The sequence below is a fragment of the Gottfriedia endophytica genome (genome assembly GCF_017814275.1).
GTDB classification, from domain to species: domain Bacteria; phylum Bacillota; class Bacilli; order Bacillales; family Bacillaceae_G; genus Gottfriedia; species Gottfriedia endophytica.
The window spans coordinates 103668-126146 of the sequence record NZ_JAGIYQ010000012.1 but is presented as its reverse complement, the minus strand read 5'-3'; the positions used below and the strand labels follow the sequence as shown (position 1 = coordinate 126146).

General features: G+C 30.9%; 26 protein-coding genes. 22 read left to right on the top strand and 4 right to left on the bottom strand.

The window, feature by feature from the left end; all coding sequences use genetic code 11:
• A partial coding sequence (locus tag J5Y03_RS15770; RefSeq protein ID WP_209405270.1) for an IS3 family transposase occupies positions 1–87 on the top strand: 87 nt, incomplete at its 5' end.
• 73 nt (positions 88–160) lie between these two features.
• On the opposite strand, the gene ypeB is transcribed toward J5Y03_RS15770, so the two are convergent.
• Both ypeB and sleB read right to left on the bottom strand, forming a co-directional pair.
• Entirely contained in the window at positions 161–1501 is a 1341-nt protein-coding gene (ypeB, locus tag J5Y03_RS15765; protein ID WP_209406956.1) for a germination protein YpeB, read from the bottom strand.
• 22 nt (positions 1502–1523) lie between these two features.
• Complete coding sequence (sleB, locus tag J5Y03_RS15760) at positions 1524–2243, bottom strand: spore cortex-lytic enzyme (protein WP_209406955.1); 720 nt, start codon at positions 2241–2243, stop codon at positions 1524–1526.
• Positions 2244–2942: 699 nt separating this feature from the next.
• On the opposite strand from sleB, the gene J5Y03_RS15755 reads away from it, so the two are divergent.
• The 3 genes from J5Y03_RS15755 (at position 2943) to J5Y03_RS15745 (ending at position 4861) form a co-directional block, all read left to right on the top strand.
• The gene (locus J5Y03_RS15755; protein WP_209406954.1) at positions 2943–3263 is read left to right on the top strand and encodes an MTH1187 family thiamine-binding protein; all 321 of its coding nucleotides are present in this window, start codon (positions 2943–2945) and stop codon (positions 3261–3263) included.
• A gap of 101 nt (positions 3264–3364) precedes the next feature.
• A complete protein-coding gene (locus tag J5Y03_RS15750; RefSeq protein WP_209406953.1) occupies positions 3365–4294 on the top strand; it encodes a D-2-hydroxyacid dehydrogenase in 930 nt (309 codons plus the stop codon).
• Positions 4295–4615: 321 nt separating this feature from the next.
• The gene (locus tag J5Y03_RS15745) at positions 4616–4861 is read left to right on the top strand and encodes a hypothetical protein (RefSeq protein ID WP_209406952.1); all 246 of its coding nucleotides are present in this window, start codon (positions 4616–4618) and stop codon (positions 4859–4861) included.
• A 122-nt stretch (positions 4862–4983) separates the two neighbouring features.
• Here J5Y03_RS15745 and J5Y03_RS15740 read toward each other — a convergent pair whose 3' ends face one another.
• Positions 4984–6039, bottom strand: coding sequence for a lactonase family protein (locus J5Y03_RS15740; protein WP_209406951.1), 1056 nt, complete (start codon positions 6037–6039; stop codon positions 4984–4986).
• A 533-nt stretch (positions 6040–6572) separates the two neighbouring features.
• On the opposite strand from J5Y03_RS15740, the gene J5Y03_RS15735 reads away from it, so the two are divergent.
• On the top strand, positions 6573–7262 hold the full coding sequence (locus J5Y03_RS15735) for a phosphatase PAP2 family protein (protein ID WP_209406950.1): 690 nt from the start codon (positions 6573–6575) through the stop codon (positions 7260–7262).
• Positions 7263–7295: 33 nt separating this feature from the next.
• On the opposite strand, the gene J5Y03_RS15730 is transcribed toward J5Y03_RS15735, so the two are convergent.
• Complete coding sequence (locus tag J5Y03_RS15730; protein WP_209406949.1) at positions 7296–7742, bottom strand: OsmC family protein; 447 nt, start codon at positions 7740–7742, stop codon at positions 7296–7298.
• Positions 7743–8165: 423 nt separating this feature from the next.
• Here J5Y03_RS15730 and J5Y03_RS15725 point away from each other — a divergent pair, with 423 nt between their 5' ends.
• The 17 genes from J5Y03_RS15725 (at position 8166) to spoVAD (ending at position 22467) form a co-directional block, all read left to right on the top strand.
• Positions 8166–8681: an acyl-CoA thioesterase gene (locus J5Y03_RS15725; RefSeq protein WP_209406948.1), complete on the top strand. Its 516-nt coding sequence runs from the start codon at positions 8166–8168 to the stop codon at positions 8679–8681.
• Positions 8682–8842: 161 nt separating this feature from the next.
• Positions 8843–9001, top strand: coding sequence for a hypothetical protein (locus tag J5Y03_RS15720; protein WP_209406947.1), 159 nt, complete (start codon positions 8843–8845; stop codon positions 8999–9001).
• Between the two features lie 359 nt (positions 9002–9360).
• The gene (locus J5Y03_RS15715; RefSeq protein ID WP_209406964.1) at positions 9361–10167 is read left to right on the top strand and encodes an alpha/beta fold hydrolase; all 807 of its coding nucleotides are present in this window, start codon (positions 9361–9363) and stop codon (positions 10165–10167) included.
• A gap of 434 nt (positions 10168–10601) precedes the next feature.
• Positions 10602–11216 carry a 3'-5' exonuclease gene (locus J5Y03_RS15710; RefSeq protein WP_209406946.1) on the top strand — a complete coding sequence of 205 codons (615 nt, stop codon included), beginning with the start codon at positions 10602–10604 and terminating at the stop codon, positions 11214–11216.
• Entirely contained in the window at positions 11213–11968 is a 756-nt protein-coding gene (locus J5Y03_RS15705; protein ID WP_209406945.1) for an exodeoxyribonuclease III, read from the top strand. The genes J5Y03_RS15710 and J5Y03_RS15705 overlap by 4 nt, the downstream gene beginning before the upstream one ends.
• A gap of 477 nt (positions 11969–12445) precedes the next feature.
• Complete coding sequence (locus J5Y03_RS15700; protein ID WP_209406944.1) at positions 12446–12967, top strand: hypothetical protein; 522 nt, start codon at positions 12446–12448, stop codon at positions 12965–12967.
• Between the two features lie 379 nt (positions 12968–13346).
• A complete protein-coding gene (locus J5Y03_RS15695) occupies positions 13347–14114 on the top strand; it encodes a DUF2087 domain-containing protein (RefSeq protein ID WP_209406943.1) in 768 nt (255 codons plus the stop codon).
• Between the two features lie 22 nt (positions 14115–14136).
• Entirely contained in the window at positions 14137–14520 is a 384-nt protein-coding gene (locus tag J5Y03_RS15690) for a GIY-YIG nuclease family protein (protein ID WP_209406942.1), read from the top strand.
• A 100-nt stretch (positions 14521–14620) separates the two neighbouring features.
• Positions 14621–15010: a DUF6790 family protein gene (locus J5Y03_RS15685; protein WP_322099593.1), complete on the top strand. Its 390-nt coding sequence runs from the start codon at positions 14621–14623 to the stop codon at positions 15008–15010.
• A 570-nt stretch (positions 15011–15580) separates the two neighbouring features.
• Positions 15581–16210: a kinase gene (locus J5Y03_RS15680; protein ID WP_209406940.1), complete on the top strand. Its 630-nt coding sequence runs from the start codon at positions 15581–15583 to the stop codon at positions 16208–16210.
• A 61-nt stretch (positions 16211–16271) separates the two neighbouring features.
• On the top strand, positions 16272–16979 hold the full coding sequence (locus J5Y03_RS15675) for an ABC transporter ATP-binding protein (RefSeq protein ID WP_209406939.1): 708 nt from the start codon (positions 16272–16274) through the stop codon (positions 16977–16979).
• Complete coding sequence (locus J5Y03_RS15670) at positions 16976–18118, top strand: ABC transporter permease (RefSeq protein ID WP_209406938.1); 1143 nt, start codon at positions 16976–16978, stop codon at positions 18116–18118. Before J5Y03_RS15675 ends, J5Y03_RS15670 begins: the two co-directional genes overlap by 4 nt.
• A 335-nt stretch (positions 18119–18453) precedes the next feature.
• Positions 18454–19482, top strand: coding sequence for an NAD(P)H-dependent flavin oxidoreductase (locus J5Y03_RS15665; protein WP_209406937.1), 1029 nt, complete (start codon positions 18454–18456; stop codon positions 19480–19482).
• A gap of 713 nt (positions 19483–20195) precedes the next feature.
• Complete coding sequence (locus J5Y03_RS15660; RefSeq protein ID WP_209406936.1) at positions 20196–20399, top strand: DUF1657 domain-containing protein; 204 nt, start codon at positions 20196–20198, stop codon at positions 20397–20399.
• Positions 20400–20504: 105 nt separating this feature from the next.
• Positions 20505–20957 (top strand): YhcN/YlaJ family sporulation lipoprotein, encoded by a 453-nt coding sequence (locus tag J5Y03_RS15655; RefSeq protein WP_209406935.1) that lies wholly within the window; start codon positions 20505–20507, stop codon positions 20955–20957.
• Positions 20958–20989: 32 nt separating this feature from the next.
• A complete protein-coding gene (gene spoVAC / locus J5Y03_RS15650) occupies positions 20990–21466 on the top strand; it encodes a stage V sporulation protein AC (protein ID WP_209406934.1) in 477 nt (158 codons plus the stop codon).
• Entirely contained in the window at positions 21466–22467 is a 1002-nt protein-coding gene (spoVAD, locus tag J5Y03_RS15645) for a stage V sporulation protein AD (RefSeq protein WP_209406933.1), read from the top strand. The genes spoVAC and spoVAD overlap by 1 nt, the downstream gene beginning before the upstream one ends.
• Positions 22468–22479 lie beyond the last annotated feature (12 nt).

The window sequence follows — 22479 nt, the reverse complement described above, 5'->3', positions numbered from 1 at the left end:
ACCTATTACAATCATTACAGATACCAATGGAATCTAAAAAAGATGACCCCTGTTCAATACAGAGATCATCTTCTTAAAGTTGCCTAGGCTTTTTTTAATGTCCTTTACAAAGGGTACATTTTAAATTGAAAAGGTAGTTTGTTTTTATGATTAACCAAAATTATTCATACATCTGCTCAATATTTTGAAGTTTTTTAACTTTTTCTTCTGTGCCGTTATTTGCATTTACAAAAATGTCATACGTATCATTGCCAAGAGTACCAACAAATTCATAACAAAGTACTTCTTTATTAAAATCATTTGAGATGATCGCTAAGCGTTCTTCTTGTATAGTAACTTTTTTAGACATTTTCTTACGTGCTTCTTCAAGTGTTAAACTTGGTGGATGTATCGTTCGTTTATGATGAGAAACTAAATAATTTTTAGCATTATAACCTAGAATACTACCATCATCCAATGCTACTTTTAATTGAATTGAGTCAGGATAGATCCGTACGTTATTTATATTTGGTACAAATGTTAATACGCCCATCGTATCATATTGAGAACTTTCAATTAGCTCCATATTTTTAAAGTTCTTATCTTGTAAAAATCTTTTTGCTTTACTAACTGCTTCATCTAAGCTTATTTTTTGTTTCTGCATTGGTCTACTTGTAATGAATAATACAGGATTTCCACCAGTTTCTGTTATATTCATATACGTTTCGCTGTTTAATTTTGGATTTTGTATTGTCAAAATATAAAATGGAACCTCAGCACCTTTTAAGCTTTTTTGTACATTTATTTTAGCGGTTTTATCTAGCCCAAGGAAAGAAGTTGCAATACTTTTCGCTTCGTTAGCTGAAATTTTTTTACCGTGAATGTATTTTAAACCTTTAGCATCTTTTTGTAGACTAGTTGTAGTAGGACCGAAATTTTCTTTTGTATAAGCTTTATTACTCATTTCAACAGCTTTCATCCCATCAATAATTACGTTATCTTGTGGTGTGTTTTTGGATGAAAGGACTTGATCAACATCCAACCAGCTTAAGTTATTTTGCATAATGCGGTATTGAACTGTTCTTAAATCATTTTGGATTCCCTCAGATTTATTATAAATAGTTTGAAGGTACGAGTACTCTTGGTCTGTCAAAGGTTGTTTTTCTAAATCACGGACGGCAGTACGATAACTAAAATTCCCAACATCTGTTAAGAATTCCTGTGTTTTATTAAATGGCAACAACCTAAGAGGGAGTTGTCCAATGTCAGATTGGGATTCTGTTGATAATCTCCAAACATCTGCCAAAGCAGGTGAGAGAGAAGTACTAGAATTCATAGCAAGTGTTGTACCGAGCTTGTCGTGTAATAAGTCAACATTGTATGTTAAATTATTATAAGCTCTTTGGTAATTGTTTTCTGCCTGAATCATAACATTTTTTTTCTTTGCATATTCGGTATAACCCCAATATGTACTCCCAAGTAATGCAACTACCAAGCCACCAATAATTATGCTTGATTTCATTCGAACACATCCTTAGTTCATGTTATTTACAAAAAATATGATGACCAATTGTTAACTCTTGCGGACGACCCCAAATCCACTTACTTGTAGCGGTAACAGGGTTAAAATAATAGATACAACCTGAAGTTGGATCCCATCCATTTATCGCATCAATAACAGCTTTTTTTGCAGTTTCATTTGGTGTTAAGTTAATTTGTCCATCTGAAACGGCTGTAAATGCGCCTGGTTGATAGATTACACCGGCTACGGAATTAGGAAAAATAGGACTTTCAACTCGATTCAAAATAACTGCAGCTACAGCTACTTGACCGGTAAACGGTTCTCCTCGTGATTCTCCATATACTGCATTTGCCATCAAATTAATATCATTTTTTGAATATCCTTCTGGTACATTTGAAGAAGAAACACGACTTGGTTTAGATGTTTTCGCAGTATATTTAGTAGCTTTTTCTAGCTTTTGAATGGTTTGTTTACTTGCAACACCATCAACTTTGATGCCAAATGCACTTTGGAAGTTCCTTAGTGCCCAATATGTACTCCATCCAAAAACCCCATCAACTTTTCCTTTGAAATATCCAATGTATTGTAATCGAGATTGAAGCTCAGTTACATCATCTCCAGTAGCTCCTCTGCGAATAGTTTGGCTTTTAAACGCATTTACTTCGTTTGTAAAGATAAATTGGTTAGTTTGTAATAAAAATGCGAAAAGAAAAATTATAATAAATAATGCTTTTTTAAACACATCAAGTCCTCCAATAAAATGTATTTAAAGTTAATATTTGTAAAAAAATGCATTTTTATGATTTATATGCAAAAATTTATAATATCTATTATTATGTTGCCGCTAGAAACAAGTAGTTTGTATGAAAATGGTTAATAAAAAATAGAGTGGGGCAATCGACATCAAAATGCAAAAAGGGTTGTTGAATAAAAAAGGTGAAGATTGGTGATTTCCATTTAGACCATGGTGGTATGGTCCACATTTTGGATTTAGTAATTTATTTAAAAGGTTTTTTTTTAGATTGTTGCTTTTAGCTTTTGTAATTTAAAAGACAGAAGTTGATTGGAACGGAAGGTTGCTCGACTCCTGTGGGAAATGCGGGAAGGCTGAGACCCCGCAGGAGCGTATGCGACGAGGAGGCTCAGCTCACGCCCCTAGGAAAGCGAGCATCCTGGAGTGGAAATCAACTTACACATACTGAAATATCAACAATGTATACGAAAAAAGCCGTTTAAAAAAGAATATTTAGCCTGTTAAAAAATTAAAGAAGGATTAATGAGATATTTAAGTGTTAAAATAATGACTACTACATATAAATAGTGCCACTATTCTCATTACGAGAAATTTACTATTCATTCCCTAAAAAAATCATAATTCTATTCAATTACTTATCAGAAAATCATTTTCTTGTTATAATAAAAAAGTAAAGGAGTGATAGAAATGGCTATAATTGATATATCCATAATTCCAGTAGGAACTAATTCAACTAGTGTAAGTGAATATGTAGCAGAAATACATAAGGTATTAGAAAAACATAAAGAATCAATTAATTATCAATTAACACCTATGAACACTGTGATTGAAGGAGAATTACCTAATTTATTTAAAGTGATTCAAGATATGCATGAAGTTCCTTTTAATAAAGGAGCAGCAAGAGTTGCAACAACAATTCGCATTGATGATCGTAGAGATAAAAAAAGTACTATAGCAGGAAAGCTAGAATCTGTTGAAGCAAAATTAAATGAATTGAATAATAAATAAAAATTGTAAAAAGAAATCCCAAAAATAAGGATTTCTTTTTTTTGTTTCTTTGGAAAATGTTGTAAAATTAAAATAAATTAATTAATAGGGGAAGAAAGAATATGGAGATTAAAAATATATTAGTTGCTAATCGATTATATAAAGAAATAAAAGAAATTGTAGAGAAAAATCAATTGGATCAAAATTTTCGTTACATGCCTGAAGAAGAGGCAACATATGAAGATTTTATTTGGGCAGATGCTTATGTAGGGTTTCGTCCAACCCCTAATTTTCATTTTGGTGAATTAAAATGGATACATTCTTTAGCAGCAGGCGTAGACCGTTTTGTATCTTTAAAATGGAAGAATGATGTTGTTTTAACAAGAACGATTGATATGTTTGGAAAGAAGATTGGAGAATACTGTTTAAGCTACATGTTAAAAGATATTCAGTTACATGATGAGTTCAGTGAACTTCAATTAAATCAAACATGGAAGGTTCTAGAACCCAAATCATTACAGTCACAACATGTTGTTATTTTTGGTACAGGGGAAATTGGATCATATTTAGCAAAAATATTATCATTTTTTAATATGAAGGTAATAGGAGTTTCATTGAGTGGAAGTCCTAAAGAGAATTTTGAACGGGTAGTTAAGTTTGACGAAGCTCCTGAACACTTGAAAAGTGCTGATTGGATAATTAGTACATTACCATTTACACATGCGACAAATAAGTTATTAGATAAAAATATTTTCAACTATTTACACAATGCAGGTTTTATTAATGTTGGAAGAGGAGCTACAGTTGATGATGACTCGCTTTTATATGCTCTAGAAAATGGCCATATACGTAAAGCAATTTTAGATGTATTTACAGTGGAGCCACTGCCTGGTTCATCTGAGTTTTGGAAGATGCCAAATGTAATAATTACCCCACACATTTCAGCATTAACTTCACCAGAAGAGGGTGTTAACTGTTTTTTACAGACTCTGTCTATGATTACAACTAATCAACCATTGACGAATGTTGTTAACATAGAAAAAGGTTATTAATAATAATATATAGTATCAAATGAAGTTTCTTCATTGTACTAGTTTAGTGAAAACAAAGAATTATTCATTTATCCCGCATTAACGGGCAGTAAGAACCCCAACTCAAGATTGAGAGACACGAAGAAGATTGGTGGGGGATAAAAGCCCCCACTTATGGAAGTTTCACTTTATTTGATTGTAAATCAAATTTACACTATAATATTCATAAATATATCAAAAATTCTTTTAATTAATTTGTGAGATTAAATGCTCTATTAAGGATTTTTTAATAATTTCATTATAAAATGAAAAAAAGAAAAAAAGTACATGAGGTGAACTTTCATGTTTCAACAATTCAAATTAAGAAAAGCACTTAGAAAAATTAAATCACTGAAAAGTAAACTCGACTTAAATATGAGTAAAGATGCAGATTTAATCCAATGGCATGTTGCAATGGATCACTTACTAACTGTTAAGGAAGTACCGGAATACCAACAATCTGTTGAAGAGGCAAAAAACATCTACACAGACTATTTACATAAACACTTTCCAACTCATTCTTTTCTCAATGAATTGCCGACTAATTAATTTAGAATAACATAAAGAATACCCCACTTTATATGTAAAGTGGGGTATTCTTTATGTTATTTACTATTGTGCACGTTAAGCTACCATGCAAGCTGTCAATTGAAATTAAAAAGAGAAGCGATTTAAATATGTGAAAATTTTACACATACTGGGTTTGGAACAGAAATATCATCTTGTATTTTTGTCAGTTCACCAGATGTTTGATTTATCTTAAATAAAACTAGGTTGCTTGTATTTTGGTTAGAAGCAACGATGAATGTTCCTGTTGGATCTAACGCAAAATCACGAGGTCCACTTCCAGCAGTACTAGCGTGAGAAATTAAAGTTAGCTCAAATGTTTCTGGATGGATACTAAAAACCGCTATGCTATCATGGCCACGGTTTCCTGCATATACAAAACGAGAATCATGAGATAAGTGGATAGCGCTACATGTATTTTTACCATTAAAGTCTTTTGGAAGAGTGGAGATATATTGAATTTCCTTAAAGCTTCCATCTTGGCTATTGTATTTTAAAACTGTAACTTCAGAGCTAAGTTCGTTGATAAGGTAAGCGAATTTACCGTTTGCGTGAAATTTAAGATGTCTTGGTCCGCTTCCAGGTTTTATTGCAAGGCTTGATTTTTTTTCAAAATTATTTTTGATATCATATGTAATGACTTGATCTGAGCCTAAGTCAACAACGTATAAATATTGTTCATCTGGTGTTACTCCAGCAAAGTGAAGATGTGGTTTTTCCTGAGTGTCTTTATGAAGTCCGTGGCCCTCATGGAAAAGAGTGATTGATGCTTCACCTATACTCATATCATTTTTAACTGGGAAAACTTCCACTTTTTGAGTATGAAAATTTGAAGAAAATACATAATGATGTTCTGGATCTACATTTACATGACATGGTGGTTTACCTTCTGACACTTGGTAATTTAAAAGTTCAAGATTTTTTGATTCATTTGGGATTGAAAATGCTGCTATACCACCAGCTTGATCAATTTTAATAACTGAATAAAGATTTTTATTATCTTTTGTAATATGTAAATAAGTAGGATTGTCCAGTTTTGCGGCTAATTCGACTTCTCCAATTTTTCCATTTTTAAGGTCTAGTGAAAAGGAATATATCCCTTCGCTTTCTCCGTCTGTGTAGGTTCCGATATAACCTGTAATCTTGTCTTTGGTGTACATTGTTAATGTCTCCTCTTAAATTGATTAAAAATTAATTATATTATTATACCATATAATAAAAATTATTATTGCAGGTGGAGTCTTAAAGGTGAAATAAACAGAAAAGCTTAATAAATGATTAAAACATTCTTAATAATAAGTTAAAATTAGTGGTAAGGTGTGGTACAATAACCGCTAGGTGAATAATTTTACATTTGTAATAGAACAAGTTTATTTGTTAATAAGTAAAGCTAACAATGACGAACTCCATCAATGAAAGATATATTTAATACTAATCTAGTAAGATATAAATAATTGAATTACAATATTCATTCTAAGAATCTCATGAATAAATAATCTAATTTATAATTTAAAAATCCATAAGACAAATTACCAAATTGGATAATTCTAAATAATATGATTTTGAAGTCTAAACTAAAGACCTACTAAAAATACATCTACAGATTGTACTGTTAAAGGTTTAACTCTTATAAAGTAGGTATATCAAAAAAGAAAGTTTCACTTCTTAAAATAAGTGAAGACGGGGAACAATTATGAAAGAATTTTGTAAAAATTGGATAGGTTTTTTGAGTATATTACTAATTCCTGTAGTAAGCACAGGATATGGTTTGTTAAATAACGACGGTAGACCAATTCATACTTTAGCTACACCACTCGATTCGCATACTCCGTATTTAAAAATCTTTATCATTCCGTATATTATTTGGTATGCATTTATTTTAATCTGTTTGTTTTATTTTTATTTAAAGAATAAACAAACATATTATATTTCGTTAACGAGTTTAATTATTGGAGAACTTATTTGTTATACAATTTATTATTTCTTCCAGACAACAACTCCTAGACCTGTAATTGATGGGAATGATTTATTGTCTACATTGATTCGGATGATTTATCAGAATGATGAACCGTATAATTGTTTTCCAAGTATACATGTCTTTACAACATCAATCATGCTAGTTGGAATATTGAAAAGTTCGTTCCGTAATTATATAAATGTACTTTTAATTTCTATTAATAGTATTTTAATTATCCTCTCTACAATATTTATTAAACAACATGTTATTCTAGATGTTGTATCGGGTGTAGGTTTAGCTTGTTTAACCTACCCAATAACAGAAATTATTTATAAAAAATGGACTGAAAAACAAAAATCGATCTTTGCAACGAAATACGACCAATTTAAACGAGTGCCAGAACATGTAAAGAGTCAAGTGAATTAATAATTCACTCGACTCTTTTTTACTGTAGAGGAGTTAAGCTTTTTCAATATTTGCATCTAATTCAATTTCTACGTTTCCTTTTAAAGCTCGTGAAATCATACAAGATCCTTCAGCTTTACTAGCTAACTTTTTTGCAAGTTGAAAATCTTTTTCAGAAGCGTTTGATTTTAAAATAATATGTGGACGATGAATGATTTTCTTATATGTAAAGACTCCATTAGTAACATCAACAATTCCTACTGATTCCATTGTCAAATTCTGTTTCTCTAATTTACTGCGTTCCATCATTGCAGCAAGAGTAATGATATAGCAAGTTGCAGCAGCACCTAAAAGCATCTCATCAGGATTAGTTCCGACTCCAGGTCCATCCATTTCTTGTGGGATCGAAATTTTCGTTTTTAAATTAGACATTTCTATTTTTCCTACGTCATTTCTCAGTCCTGGCCATTCTGCGGTCAAATAAAAATGATGTTCTGTCATTTTTTATTCCTCCTTTATTTAAAATTAAAATGCATTTTTAGAATCTTTTAGTTTGATTCTACAGAAATGATTCTTATTTTGCACTTTTAAACTATTATCGAAAAATGAGTAATTAAACATTTAAAATTACTTTTTGAATGAAAAATGAATGTTGTTAAATACTTATTTAATGAGAATAATTAAAAATGATTTTTCAGATGACGGAAATAGATTATTTTGTAATCTTTTTAGAATTCTAATTAACAGTTAATACATGATCGAATTAAGGGGGGAATATTTTATAACTTTACAAGTAGGAAATATTAAGTCAAAATAGATATTAGGAGAATGTAGATATTTGAGTTCAAACTATACAAAGTCGTTACAATTGATGCAGTAATTTTAAAGAAATGCTCAATTATTTAATTATGAAGGGGTTTTATTATGACTACAGCAAAATACGTAAAAGATTCTCGTACAATTAAAACAAATTTAGTTTTACCAAATGATACAAATAATCATAAAAGTTTATTTGGTGGAATTCTTTTAAAACATATGGATGAAATTTCATCAATCGCAGCTAGAAGACATTGTAGAACAGAGGTTGTAACAGCTTCTACAGATTCAGTTGATTTTTTATGTCCAATTTATCAAACAGATTCATTTTGCTTAGAAGCATTTGTAACATATGTTGGTAGAACATCTATGGAAGTTTTTATAAAAGTAATTGCTGAGGACTTAGATACAGGAGAAAGAAGAATGGCGGCTAATTCATTTTTCACTTTTGTGGCATTAGGTAGTGAGAATAAGCCAGTTCCTGTACCACAAATAATTCCTCAGACTGAAGAAGAAAAAATCTTACACGAATCCGGAAAACAACGCGCTGAAGCAAGAAAAACTAGAAAAGCGCATAATAAAGAGTTAACAACAGCAATCAGTACTTTAAAACCTTGGGAATAAATTTAGTTTAAAAGTGGCCTTGATTATCATACTATTGATAGTCAAGGCCACTTTTCTTTATAAAACCATAGAAAAATAAACAAAAATAGTATTCCATAAATAAATGGAACAAACTTTAACCATATTAATACTGTTTACAATTTTTGAGGAGGTACATAAATATGGGGCGTGGAAAACATTTTAATCATAAGAAAAAAGGGCAAGAGCCAACAAGACCTGAAGGATCAATTGTTCATAAACAAAGAGATGAAAATCGAGAAAAAGAAAATGATTGGATTGTAACTGAAGAGGCATTTAAAAATAGAGTAGAGAAAGAGTAATTGTTCTTAATAAGAAGTAGTAATTTATAAAAATTAATTTGCATATGTAATTGAGATAGCTTCAGAATACCCTATATATAAAAGCGTGTAATTTCGTAGTTTTTGAAAAAACGGAATACATGCTTTTTTATGTGTATTTTTTGTGTAAAGGATAAACGAACGATAGCGAGGAGGAGTTTCACCGCCCGCCCCACGGAAAGCGAGCAACATGGAGTGCAAATCAACTAACACATTTTCAAGTAGCGACAAAGTTTAAGAAAACAGACTTTTAATAAATAGTCATAGCATTATTTGAATTACATAAAATGGAAAAAGATAAAGCCTTATATACAATATTGTATGAAAGGGAGGAGTTACCCATGGGACACTATATTAAAGTGGAAAAAGGGGTAACACTGTTTGTAGAAGATCTTGGGAAAGGAGACCCTGTAGTCTTCATTCATGGATGGCCACTAAATAATGAAATGTTTGAATACCAAAAAAATCAATTAATTAATAAAAATTATCGCTATATAGGAATTGATTTAAGGGGTTTTGGAAAATCAGACCATCCCTTCAATGGCTATACTTATGACCGTATGGCTGATGATATTCGTGTAGTAATTACTAAATTAAAATTAAAAAAAATAACTTTAGCTGGTTTTTCAATGGGTGGAGCAATTGTTATTAGATATATGGCAAGGCACCAGGGGTATAAGGTGAAAAAATTATTGTTAATTAGTTCAGCAGCTCCACAATTTACAAAGCAACCTGACTTTCCATACGGATTCACAAAAGAAGAAGTAACAAAATTGATAAAAAATATATATCAAAATCGTCCGAAAACGTTGAATGAATTTGGTGAGAGATTTTTTTTAGATCCAATTGATGATCAATTTAGAATGTGGTTCAATGATTTGTGTTTAAGTGCTTCAAGTCATGGTACAGCCTTTTCAGCCAAAGCCCTAAGGGATGAAAACGTACAAAACGATTTATCAAAAATAAAAGTTCCAACTGCAATTTTTCATGGTCTTCAAGATGATATAGTTCCATATCAACGTGTTTTCCAATTAAAGGATGGTATAAAAAATTCAGACATCACAGGCTTTGAACAAAGTGGCCATGGCGTATTTTTTGAAGAATTAGAGAAGTTTAATGATGAATTATTTAGCTTTTTGAAAGATTAAAAATAGAAGATATTAAAAGTTAAACTAATTTCTTTTAAGGATTTAGTTTAACTTTTTTTGCTATTTTTATTAAAATATATTTTACTTATAATAAGAGATGCAAAAATTATTTTTATTTACTAATTGGTTAAATCAATTTTCAGTTAGGGAAAATGAGTTTTATAATAGTTTGCCTAGATTCTAAAAGATTGTTGCTTTAGAGATTATTAATTTTAAAGACAGAAGTTGATTACAATGGAAGGTGCGAGACTCCTGTGGGAATAGCGGGAAGGCTGAGACCCCGCAGGAGCGATAGTGACGAGGAGGCTCAGCTCACGCCCCACGGAAAGCGAGCAACCTGGAGTTGTAATCAACTAACGCATTCTAAAATAGCAACAAAGTTTACGAAAATAATCAATTGTTTTTACAATGAAATAGAAAAGGAAGAAAAATAGATGAAATCATTTGTTGCGTTTGATTTTGAAACAGCGAATTATAATAGACAAAGTATTTGTGCAGCAGGTTTTGTTTTTGTAGAACAAGGTGAAATTGTAGATCAAATTTATTCATTAATAAATCCAGAAGAGTATTTTAATTCAATGAATATTTCAGTACATGGGATAAATCCAGATGATGTCAAGGATGCTCCTACGTTTCCTGAATTCTATGATTCTATTAAAGATCAATTAATGGGAAAAACATTGGTCGCTCATAATCTACCTTTTGACGGGTATGCATTAAGAGATAGTATTGCAAGATACAGTATTCGTCCAGTAGAAAAATATTTATTATGCTCTTTGCAATTAGCTAAAAGAGTGTTGCCCAAGCAACCTCGATACTCATTAGATTTTTTATCAAACCAATTTGGAATTAAATTAGAAAATCACCATCATGCGTTAGCGGATGCTGAAGCTTGTGCAAAACTGTTTCTTTATTTAACAAAAGTAAATGAAATTCAGTCATTCGATGATTTGTATGATCGGACAAGCATTCATTTTGGCTATATGGATGAAATTAGTTATCGTTCATCACTAGTAAATCGAAAACTTAAAACGGAGAAGAGTAAATGAAGTTAATTTCTTGGAATGTAAACGGCATAAGAGCATGCGTGAGTAAGGGTTTTTTAGAGTATTTTAAAAATGAAAATGCTGACATTTTCTGTATTCAGGAAACAAAATGTCAAGAGGGACAGATCAAGTTAGAACTTGATGGGTATCATCAATATTGGCATTCTGCAGTAAAAAAAGGTTATTCGGGAACAGCGGTTTTTACAAAGATAGAACCACTTACTATTCGAACTGGAATTGATGATAAAGAAGAAGATGACGAAGGTAGAGTCATGACTCTTGAATTTGAAAAGTTCTTTTTAATCAATGTGTATACTCCAAATTCTAAACGAGACTTGGCTAGACTAGATTATCGATTAGTATGGGAGGATAGACTACGTAACTATTTAAAACAATTGGATCAAATAAAGCCAATTATTTTATGTGGTGATTTGAATGTAGCTCATAATGAAATTGACTTGAAGAATCCAAAATCAAATCTCAAAAATTCTGGTTTTACAAAAGAAGAACGTGAAAAAATGACATTACTACAACAAGAAGGTTTTACTGATACGTTTCGCTTCCTTAATCCGGATAAAGAAGGTGCCTATACTTGGTGGTCATATATGAATAAAGTTCGAGAAAGAAACATAGGGTGGCGTATTGATTATTTTATTGTTTCAAATCGAATTGTAAATGAAATAAATGATGCAAACATCCATTCAGAAATAGTAGGTAGTGATCATTGTCCTGTAGTTCTTGAAATTTTTAAATAAAAAATAGTTATACCAAAAGAATGGAGTGCTTATTAAATTAGATCTTTAGTGTTTTTCTTATTTCTAATATTTTGTGTTACTGGTTTTGCAACGCGTTGGACAGGGTTAGATTTTCCTTTTACAGTACAAAACAAAAATACTCTAAGTTATATATGCTTAGTTATAGCAGGACTCCTTTTAGTTGTACATTATGTTTTGCGATCAAAAGAAAAATAATAAAATAGAGTGAAAATAAAAAGTACCCTATAGAGTAGAAACTCAAAAAAGTCTACCTATAGGGTACTTTTTTACATAATTTACTCTAAAAAAATCGTTGATATTTGATAAAATCCACACGCTTTCCATTTAGAAAAAAAGGGAGTTATAAAACAGCTAGTATGGGAATTACTAAAAAGTAAGAAAATCTCTAAAATACATAACTCTTTAGTGTGAAAAGTGTATCGCAATAACTAATCTACAATCGGGAGGGTACATTAAATGAACTATTATAACGTATTTGGGAACCAAAATGAGTTAACAGTAAATGAAGGGGATCGAGTTGAAATTATTAAGAAAAGTGCACTCTATTGTTTAAATGATGAAGAACCTATTTATCATTCGGGAAGAATAAATGAAATTATCTATGAAGACTCTAGAGATGTTGATGATCCAGTAGGTATGTCTGTAAAATTCGATAAAGATGCAGTGTACAACGAAGGTGAAGAAGATTTTATTGCTTTTGCCGATGTAGAGGAATTATTCAGAAAGAAGTATGAAATAGTAGGTTACGCAATGTTAAATGAAGGAATCACCTTAAGTGTAGAAGGAGATAATACTAGAAAAATAATTAATTTTGATTATCAAAATGGAGACTTAATTCCAGTATCTATACAAGAAGATAGTGGGTTAATTAAAAATTCAATTTCAGATGAAGATAAGAATTTAATAAAAGAGATTATGCGTTATGGAACTTCTCAAAAGTTTAGTCATTACCTAATTTCAAAATCAAATCATAATTAATTTGCTGTACTTTTATTAAGTAAATAGAAAGTATAAATTAAGATGTCTTAAAGCATCTTAATTTTTTTATTTCAATTTGTGACTTTCTAGAGTAGTAAACAGTATGTGACAGACTGTTGAAAGCGAAAAAAAGACCAATAATTGAAGGTCCTAATAAAGTTAATTATTTTGACAAATAACTGAAGTGTTTAAATAGGATCATTTATAATTGAGGACTTATACAATCTGTCAAATTCAAACAATTTTACAATTTGTTTATAATTATCTTAAACATTTCTTTGTTATGTTAGGTAAAATAGGACTAATAACTATTGAAAATATATAGATGTTGTAATATTATATCTATAAATAAAGTAAACCGAATGGAGAAACGTTTGTTATGAAAGATATTACGGAAATATTTTGGAACGCATCTGTTGAAGAATTAAAACGAGGATATATTTATGATGAGAAGACAGATGAGTTTGTCTGTTTAGTTTGTGGAAGTAAATTTATAAAAGGAATTATTTACACTGAGGATGATGTATTTTATGAGGCAGAAAAATTTACGCAAATTCATATAGCAAACGAACACACCTCAATGTTTGATTATTTGACGTCAATGGATAAAAAATTAACTGGTCTTACAGAACTACAAAATAATCTTGTGAAACTATTTTATATGGGTTTAACGGATAAAGAAGTGATGAATGAAATAAATGGAGGAAGTACATCAACGATTAGGAATCACCGTTTTATGTTAAAAGAGAAAATGAAGCAGGCTAAACTATTTCTTGCAATCATGGAACTTGTTGATGAAAAGATCTCAAATCCAAATAAATTTATAAACATACATCGAACTCCTAAGATGTTTGATGAAAGGTATTCAATTACAGAGACAGAAAATGAAGAAATTTTAAAAGCATATTTTAAGCAAGGCTTAGAAGGACCTTTATCAGAGTTCCCTAAAAAACAAAAGCGTAAAATTGCAATATTGATGCACATCATTAAAAGGTTTGATGCAAGTAAAGAATATACAGAAAAAGAAGTAAATGAAATACTCAAAAAGGTTTTTGACGATGTTGTAACAATCAGAAGATATTTAATAGATTACGGATTACTTGAACGAAATCCAGATGGAAGTAAATATTGGATAAAAACGAAGTGAATATCAGAAAGGGGAGGAAAAAATGAAAAACCAAAATCGAAAAGAAATCATAAAGGAATATAAACAAACTCATCGTCCAATGGGGGTTTACCAAATAAAAAATAATGTCAACGATAAAATACTTGTTGGTGGAAGTTTAAATCTTGATGGGATCTATAATCGCGAAAAGTTTACATTAAAATTAGGAATGCATATTAATAAAGACTTACAAAAGGATTGGAAAGAGTTTGGCGAAGAAAATTTTCTATTTGAAGTGCTAGAACAGATTAAGCCAAAAGAGGAAATTATCATTCACCAAGATGAACTAAAAAAATATAAATATGAGTTAGAAAAATTAGAAAATAAGTGGCTAGATAAGCTACAGCCTTATGGGGAAAGAGGGTACAATAAAGAGTCTGTAAGATAAATTGAAGTTGCTCGCATCTATGTTAGTGAGAGCACTCTCAAGAATATCAACATTTTAGTTTAATAGAAACTTAAAAAATACTCAGTGTCAGTATCTATTAATTAGTCATACGACTTTTTTTGTAACGTTTTTGTTTTATCTTTTAGTTATTCAAATTGGTATTGCTGGATTGTTTTATGGAATGGGACATTTATTTAATACTGAACAAGTAGCAAAGTATATTGGATGGGAATCGAATCAATTTCAAAAAGAAGTTGGATATGCCGATCTAGCTTTAGGAATTTTAGGAGTTATGTGCAAATGGTTTCATGGCGAGTTTCGAATTGCTGTAGCTATTGCAACTGCAGTATTTTGGTGTGGTGCAGGTTTCGTTCATATAGAAGATATCCGTAAAAATAAAAATCATAATACGGGGAATGGATGGAATCATGTGATTTTTAGTAATTTCTTAGTTCCATTAATAACTTTGCTATTAGTGTCAACTACGTAAAAAAGAAATTTCATGTACCGTATTGAACTAGTAAATAAAAGGCTCCATTGAAAATAACATCTTAATAGACAATCATTATAAGATGAATTCCTTATTTCATGGACCATGCTGCGAATTTTAATAGCATGGGTGTCTCTTTTCTAAAAGGAATTTTGTTTTTGAGATTTGTAACTTTAATGACAGAAGTTGATTACAATGGAAGGTGCGGGACTCCTGTGGGAATAGCGGGAACGCTGAGACCCCGCAGGCTGGCCGAGGAGGCTCAGCTCACGCCCTACGGAAAGCGAGTATCCTGGAGTTGTAATCAACTAGCGCATTCTAAATTAGCAACAATGTATACGAAAACATCCAATAACAAAACAATAAAGTAATCGTAAAAGGGTAGATTCTTTTATTTAATCTATCCTTTTTTCATTGGTTCATTTATTTAAAGTCTTTAATTACTATCATTAAACTAAAGTAGAAAAACATGTGATGAAGAAATCTTACACTCAAAATCAAAATAATGTATGATTAAAGAATAGTGATAATTTTCGGGCTATTGTTTAGAAATTTATTGTAGGTGATCAAATGAATAGTCATATAGAAAAAATTTTAAAACTTTTAAAAACTCATGATAAAAATGAGCCATTTATTTTAGGAATTGATGGATTAAGCGGAGCAGGGAAGTCCACCTTTGCTCTTAGTCTAAAAAGTGAACTTAGTTTAAATGGGATAGAAGGGCTACTCATCCACATTGACGACCATATTGTTCAAAGGAGCAAAAGATATGCTACTTCCTATGAAGAGTGGTACGAATATTATTTTCTCCAATGGGACATTGAAAAACTTACAGAAAAATTATTCTTGAGTATAAAAGAAAAAGTGACTTCAATAAACCTTCCTTTTTATGATAAAACTCATGATCGTATTCAACATAAAATTCTTCCTATATGTAATTACAATTTAATTTTAATTGAGGGTGTGTTTCTTCAACGAACTGAATGGAGACAGTATTTCGATTATGTAATTTACTTAAATTGTGATAAAGAAACTCGGTATGATCGAGTGAGAAAAAGAGACAGTTATTTAGGGGTTGAGATGGACATTATTGAAAAGTACAAACGTAGATACTGGAAAGGTGAAGAATATTATTTGAAAAATGAAAATCCAATCAGTAAAGCAAACCTAGTAATTGATGTTAATCAAGTTATAAATTAATTACAACTAAATTTACTATACTTTGAGAATGGTCTGATAGAAATAATAGAAGAGGTGTCCAATGATTGAAGTATCTATAGAAGAAGCAGGTTATGATAAAAATCGACCGATAATCAATAACATTCATTTTTCTATTAAGAGAGGAGAAATGATTGGACTAATTGGTGAGAATGGAGCAGGGAAAAGTACAACCATAAAAGCAATACTTGGATTATTACCATATTTTAAAGGTAAAACAGAGTTTGCTAATCTTACTCCAAACTTTGCCTATATTCCTGAACAACCAATTTATTATGAGTATTTAACATTATGGGAACATATAGAACTCCTTGCATCTGTAAAAAACTTGAAAAGAGAGATTTGGGAAAAAGAAGCTACTTATCTATTAACTTCTTTTCGAATGGAAGGTGTAAAACATCACTATTTATCCAATTTCTCTAAAGGGATGAAACAAAAGGTAATGTTAATGCTAAGTATTTTAACACATCCAGATTGCTATATCATTGATGAGCCTTTTGTTGGTTTAGATCCTAGAGCGATTAGTGAATTTTTAAAAGTATTAAAAATAGAAAAACAGAGAGGGGCAGCAATTTTAATCTGTACTCATGTTTTAGATACTGCTGAAAAAATATGTGATCGATTTTTAATTTTATCAAAAGGAAAATTAGTAGTTGAAGGTACTCTTTCATACATACAAGAAAATTGTAAATTAATCGATGGCTCACTATTGGACTGTTTTGATTTACTTCTAGAGGGTGAGATTTTATGATTCATGCATTATTTGTACGAAGAGTAAAAGCAGAATGGAAAGAAAAATGGAAAGTAATCAGATCAATTGTAGATTGGACAGTAGCTTTTTATTTTATAGTTCCAGCACTTATATTTGTAGGTATGTATTATCATAGCATGTGGGATGTTCTTCCAAATTGGACAAGTTTCCTTTCGCTTGATAGCCTTCTTTTCATTCTATTTCTATTCTTTATAGATGGAGAAATTAGAACTTATGTAGAAGAAGCAGATCTCCTACTTTTTAGAGAGGATTCTTTTATTCTTAAAGGTATTATTAAAAGAGGTATTTTACTTACTAGTTTCAAAAATAGTATTTTGTTAGGTTTAATTGTCTTTTTCTTACTTCCGATATTAATTAATCAATTCAATTTTACTTTAATAAATTGTCTATTTTTTTTCTTTTATTGCTTGGTTTGGAAAATCTTTTTCTCAATACATAATCGCCTTATTCACCTTCATTTTTATAAGTGGTGGAAAAAGTATTTGTGTAAAATGCTAACTTACTCAATCTTTTTCATTCTTTTTGGGTATGGTTTCCGTACAAAGTTCAGTGTGGTTAGTGTGATTGTGATTTTATTCGTTTCGATATTGATTATGTTGTTAGTGAAAACCTTATTTAAATATAATCGCTATTTTTTACGGGATATCTATTTAGAACAAAATCAAGAGGGGAAATGGACTAAATATGTACTCGAAAAATCTGGAAATAGTACTAAGAGGATGCTTGCTACTAGACCTTGGTTATTAAGAAAATCACAAAAAATATTTAAACGTGATCAAATGGTATTCCGAATAATTGAGTCATTTATAAAAATCTATTTTCGTGATCAATCTAGTTTTTGGTTTTACATTCAGTTTTCAATAGGCTGTTCAGTGGCGTTCTTATTTTCTCCAACAGTAATTAAGATCGTAATACTATTGTTTGCTCCATTTTTGATCTATCAGCAGTCTAAAGGAGACTGGCATTCTTTCAATAATGGATTGATTATGCGGGTTTATTTTAATGAAGGAACTAATCGATTGATAAGTAAATACGCAAGATTTGTAATTGCGATACCATTCTTAATTTTATTAAGTAGTATGTTCGTGGTTTATGTAATTTCTAAACTTTTTTCCTAGTCAGTTTAAATAATTTAATTATTATCAGTTTGATCATGAGACTTCAGAGTGTGAAAAATCTGGAAAGGAGAATGTTACACAGAAGAAATTCTCCTTTTTTTATTTAAGTCAAAAGAATAGGTTGAAGAACTAAAGAAAATTACGTTTTAAAATAAAAAAATTACGTTGAAACATAAAAAAGGATGCGTTTTTCAGAAAAATAGAAAAAAAGAATTTTAGAAGGTTCAGTTGACGACATTGATTTAGTAAACCTGAACTATATTGGAATATTAATTTAATCAAACATGAGGTTGGAGCTTAAAAGGTTACAACCTCTCTTTTAGAGGTGAAATCGTATGATAAAATTTCTATCTGTTCCAATCATACAGGCTCCAATGGCTGGTGGAGTCTCAACTCCTAAATTAGCAGCAGCAGTTTCGAATGCAGGTGGACTTGGGTTTCTTGCAGCCGGATATAAAACAGCTAATGAAATGAAGGAAGAAATCCAAACTATTCGGAAACTAACGAGTTTTCCTTTTGGAGTAAATGTTTTTGTACCAAGTCTTGATGATAATCAAACTTCAAAACTTTCTCAATATAAGAAAGAAATTCAAAAGGAAGCTGATCGCTTAAATTGTAAAATCAATGAGCCGAGGTTTGATGATGATGAATGGAATCAAAAGCTAAGTGTATTATTGAAAGAAAAAGTTCCTGTGATTAGTTTTACATTTGGCTGTCCTTCACCGGAGATTATTTCAAATTTAAAGGATAGTGGTTCTTATATAATGATAACTGTTACCACGCCAGAAGAAGCTTTGATTGCGAAAAATGCCGGTGCAGATGCATTATGTGTCCAAGGAATAGAAGCAGGTGGCCATCGTGCATCTTTTCATAATAATCCGAAGAAAGATGAACAATATTTACTTCAAGATCTCTTAAAAATGGTAAAAAAACTAACGATTTTACCATTAATTGCTGCTGGTGGAATAATGAATGGAAGGGATGTATTGGATGCCCTTAATTTAGGTGTAACTGCAGTTCAAATGGGTACAGCCTTTTTACTTTGTCCTGAAAGTGGAACGAATGAAACTTATAGGCAAGCATTAAAAAATCCGATATTTAAACAAACAGCTGTTACTAGAGCTTTTACTGGTAGACCTGCAAGAGGCTTAGTAAATCAGTTTCTAACAAAATACGATCAAATCGCTCCTGCAGCATATCCGCATGTTCATCATATGACAAAGGATTTTAGAAAGATGGCAGCACAAAAGAACGAACCTCAACTCATGTCACTCTGGGTAGGAACGGGATTTAAATCTATACGAGAGGTATCAGCAAGTGAAGTAGTAAAAAAAATTATGATTGAAATAAATAACCTAAATTAGTAATTAATTGTAGATGTAATTATTAATAGATATTTTATTATTTCTAAATATTTTAAAAAATATATTTTTTGAAATATTATTGTGGTAATCTTGCTTTTGGTGTAATTTCGGCAATTATATATTTTGAATTAATGGTACATAATATTGTTTAAGAAAAATAATATAACATTTTTAATAAGAATTTGAATTATTTAGGGAACATAAAAACTGGTTTCAAAGAGTTATTCTTTGGGATCAGTTTTTTATTTGGATTTTTGTTTTTGACTAAAGTTTTGTAGATATTAAAAGGCTACCCTGAAAATAATATCTTAAAAGACAATCATTATAAGATGTATTCCTAATTTTCATGGGCCATGGTGCGAATTTTATTAGTATGGCTGTCTCTTTTCTTAAAGATAGTTGCTCTTCGGTGGTTATTAATATAAAGAGAGAAGTTGATTACAATGGAAGGTGCGAGACTCCTGTGGGAATAGCGGGAAGGCTGAGACCCCGCAGGCTTGCCGAGGAGGCTCAGCTCACGCCCCACGGAAAGCGAGCATCCTGGAGTTGTAATCAACTATCGCATTCCAAAATAGCAGCAATGTATATGAAAACAGCCTCTTAATTATTTATTAATAATTCAGTAATTAATTTCCGCCCTAAATTTTCCAATGATAATTTTCAATATTAGAGTAACAATAATCACGTATTCAATTTTAAGGAGGAAAAAAATCATGACAGTTATTAATAACTTAAAGACAACAATTGCTGGATTAAAAAGTGCTCAAGCAAGTTTAGAGGGATTTAACCTTGCAACAGATAACCAACAAGCTAAAGATCTATTTAAACAAGCAGCACAACAAACTCAAGCAGTAATTGATTCTCTAGAACCTCGCGTTCAACAAGTAGAGCAAGAAGAACCACAATATAAACAATAATACAAATTAACATTAAATGATTATTATAAGGAGCTACCAACTATATTTGGTTAGCTCCATTCTAGACTTTGTTTTACATATGGGTAAAAGAAATGGAATGATACCATGCAAAGAAGGAATATTTATTTAAAGATTTTTTTATCAATTTTTGTTGTAATACTCCTATTTGGATGCAGTAAAAAGGATGACAAAAAATCAAATAGAAATGATGATATACGAAAAGTATCATATAATCAGTCTGTTTCAAAAGAAGCAAAAAAAAAGATTTTAGCGATGGAAGAAATAACTGATGTTTATGCAGTAAATACGGACAAAGATCTTTACTTAGCAGCAAAACCACAACATCATGAAAGATTGCAATTAGCTCAATTAGAGAAAAAAATGAAACTAAATCTAGAAAAGCAATTTCCTAATTATAAAATTCATGTAAGTCTTGATAAAAAAATATTAAAATTACTTTCTGATTTAGAAGGAAATATAAAAAAAGGAAATGTTAATCAAAAACAAGTAGATAAAAAATTGGAATTTGTAAAATCAGAAATGAAATCAGATATATAGTAAGGCTGATCCATTTTAAAGGATGTGATATTTTGTCTAGTAAAAATAAAGATTTGTCACCTATTCAACAAGAATATCAAACATTAGAACATCAAATTGAACCAAAAAGACCAGTAGTAAAAAATTGTATCAAAGCATTTTTGGTTGGTGGATTTATATGCCTGATTGGACAATTAATTTCAACTTTTTATATTACATTTTTTGATTTCACTGAACGTTCTGCTGGTAATCCAACAGTGGCAACAATGATTTTTATCTCAATGTTGTTAACCGGTTTTGGTGTTTATGATCGAATTGCACAATTTGCAGGGGCAGGTACAGCTGTACCAGTTACTGGATTTGGAAATTCCGTCATTTCTGCTTGCATCGAACATAAATCAGAAGGGTTTGTTTTAGGGGTCGGGGGCAACATGTTCAAATTGGCAGGGTCTGTTATTTTATTTGGAACATTTTCAGCTTTTGTTATCGCAATTATTAAAGTCATCTTTATTCAATGGGGAAAATTATAATGCTACAAGGACATCAAACTTGGATTTTTGAGAATAAACCTGTCATTATATCAACTGGTGTTGTTGGGGGACCGTTTGAGGCTCGAGGTAATATTCCAAACGATTTTGATATTCTACATGAAGATTTATGGCTGGGACAAAAATCGTACGAAAAAGCACATACTCTTTTATTAGAAGGAGCTTGTAAAAGAGCAACTGAAAAAGCTAATTTACGTAAAAGTGATATTCAATTTATATTAGCCGGTGACTTGATTAATCAAATTACACCTACAAGTTTTGCATGCAGAACACTTGAAACACCATACTTAGGATTATTTGGTGCTTGCTCTACTTCAATGGAAGGACTTGCATTAGGGGCTCTAATAATAAATTCAAAAGGCGCAAAATATTTATTGACTGGGGCTTCAAGTCATAATGCAGCCGTTGAAAAACAATTTCGCTATCCAACAGAATATGGTGGACAAAAACCTCCAACTGCTCAGTGGACTGTTACTGGCGCAGGAGTAGCTTTATTAAGTGACAAAGGAGAAGGTCCACATATTACATCAGCTACAATTGGGAAAGTAGTAGATATGGGAATGACGGATCCATTAAATATGGGAGGTGCGATGGCACCTGCAGCAGTAGACACAATCCAAGCTCACTTAAGAGATAGACAAATTGATCCTTCTTACTATGATTTAATTGTGACAGGAGATTTAGGGAAAGTTGGAAGAGAAATTGCACTTAAGATTTTTCAAAAAAACAATATTCCGATAAAAGAAGAACAATTTCAAGATTGCGGATTAATTATTTATCGAGAAGGGCAACCAGTCCTTGCAGGAGCAAGTGGTCCTGGCTGTTCAGCAACTGTAGTTTACGGACATTTATTAAATCGCATGAAAAAAGGTGAAATTAAAAGAATGTTAGTTGTCGCAACTGGCGCTTTACTTTCTCCATTATCATTTCAACAAAATGAAACAATTCCATGTATTGCTCATGCGGTATCTATTGAAAATTGAGGTGAATAATGA

Bases quoted from the DNA above. Each gene is read 5' to 3' on its own strand.
- J5Y03_RS15730 (WP_209406949.1), bottom strand. From the start codon at position 7,742: ATGACAGAACATCATTTTTATTTGACCGCAGAATGGCCAGGACTGAGA.
- J5Y03_RS15700 (WP_209406944.1), top strand. From the start codon at position 12,446: ATGAACTATTATAACGTATTTGGGAACCAAAATGAGTTAACAGTAAAT.
- J5Y03_RS15675 (WP_209406939.1), top strand. From the start codon at position 16,272: ATGATTGAAGTATCTATAGAAGAAGCAGGTTATGATAAAAATCGACCG.
- J5Y03_RS15715 (WP_209406964.1), top strand. From the start codon at position 9,361: ATGGGACACTATATTAAAGTGGAAAAAGGGGTAACACTGTTTGTAGAA.
- J5Y03_RS15710 (WP_209406946.1), top strand. From the start codon at position 10,602: ATGAAATCATTTGTTGCGTTTGATTTTGAAACAGCGAATTATAATAGA.
- J5Y03_RS15750 (WP_209406953.1), top strand. From the start codon at position 3,365: ATGGAGATTAAAAATATATTAGTTGCTAATCGATTATATAAAGAAATA.
- J5Y03_RS15655 (WP_209406935.1), top strand. From the start codon at position 20,505: ATGCAAAGAAGGAATATTTATTTAAAGATTTTTTTATCAATTTTTGTT.
- J5Y03_RS15755 (WP_209406954.1), top strand. From the start codon at position 2,943: ATGGCTATAATTGATATATCCATAATTCCAGTAGGAACTAATTCAACT.
- J5Y03_RS15725 (WP_209406948.1), top strand. From the start codon at position 8,166: ATGACTACAGCAAAATACGTAAAAGATTCTCGTACAATTAAAACAAAT.
- J5Y03_RS15670 (WP_209406938.1), top strand. From the start codon at position 16,976: ATGATTCATGCATTATTTGTACGAAGAGTAAAAGCAGAATGGAAAGAA.
- J5Y03_RS15705 (WP_209406945.1), top strand. From the start codon at position 11,213: ATGAAGTTAATTTCTTGGAATGTAAACGGCATAAGAGCATGCGTGAGT.
- J5Y03_RS15745 (WP_209406952.1), top strand. From the start codon at position 4,616: ATGTTTCAACAATTCAAATTAAGAAAAGCACTTAGAAAAATTAAATCA.
- J5Y03_RS15740 (WP_209406951.1), bottom strand. From the start codon at position 6,039: ATGTACACCAAAGACAAGATTACAGGTTATATCGGAACCTACACAGAC.
- J5Y03_RS15690 (WP_209406942.1), top strand. From the start codon at position 14,137: ATGAAAAACCAAAATCGAAAAGAAATCATAAAGGAATATAAACAAACT.
- J5Y03_RS15695 (WP_209406943.1), top strand. From the start codon at position 13,347: ATGAAAGATATTACGGAAATATTTTGGAACGCATCTGTTGAAGAATTA.
- J5Y03_RS15680 (WP_209406940.1), top strand. From the start codon at position 15,581: ATGAATAGTCATATAGAAAAAATTTTAAAACTTTTAAAAACTCATGAT.
- J5Y03_RS15660 (WP_209406936.1), top strand. From the start codon at position 20,196: ATGACAGTTATTAATAACTTAAAGACAACAATTGCTGGATTAAAAAGT.
- spoVAD (WP_209406933.1), top strand. From the start codon at position 21,466: ATGCTACAAGGACATCAAACTTGGATTTTTGAGAATAAACCTGTCATT.
- J5Y03_RS15665 (WP_209406937.1), top strand. From the start codon at position 18,454: ATGATAAAATTTCTATCTGTTCCAATCATACAGGCTCCAATGGCTGGT.
- ypeB (WP_209406956.1), bottom strand. From the start codon at position 1,501: ATGAAATCAAGCATAATTATTGGTGGCTTGGTAGTTGCATTACTTGGG.
- J5Y03_RS15720 (WP_209406947.1), top strand. From the start codon at position 8,843: ATGGGGCGTGGAAAACATTTTAATCATAAGAAAAAAGGGCAAGAGCCA.
- J5Y03_RS15735 (WP_209406950.1), top strand. From the start codon at position 6,573: ATGAAAGAATTTTGTAAAAATTGGATAGGTTTTTTGAGTATATTACTA.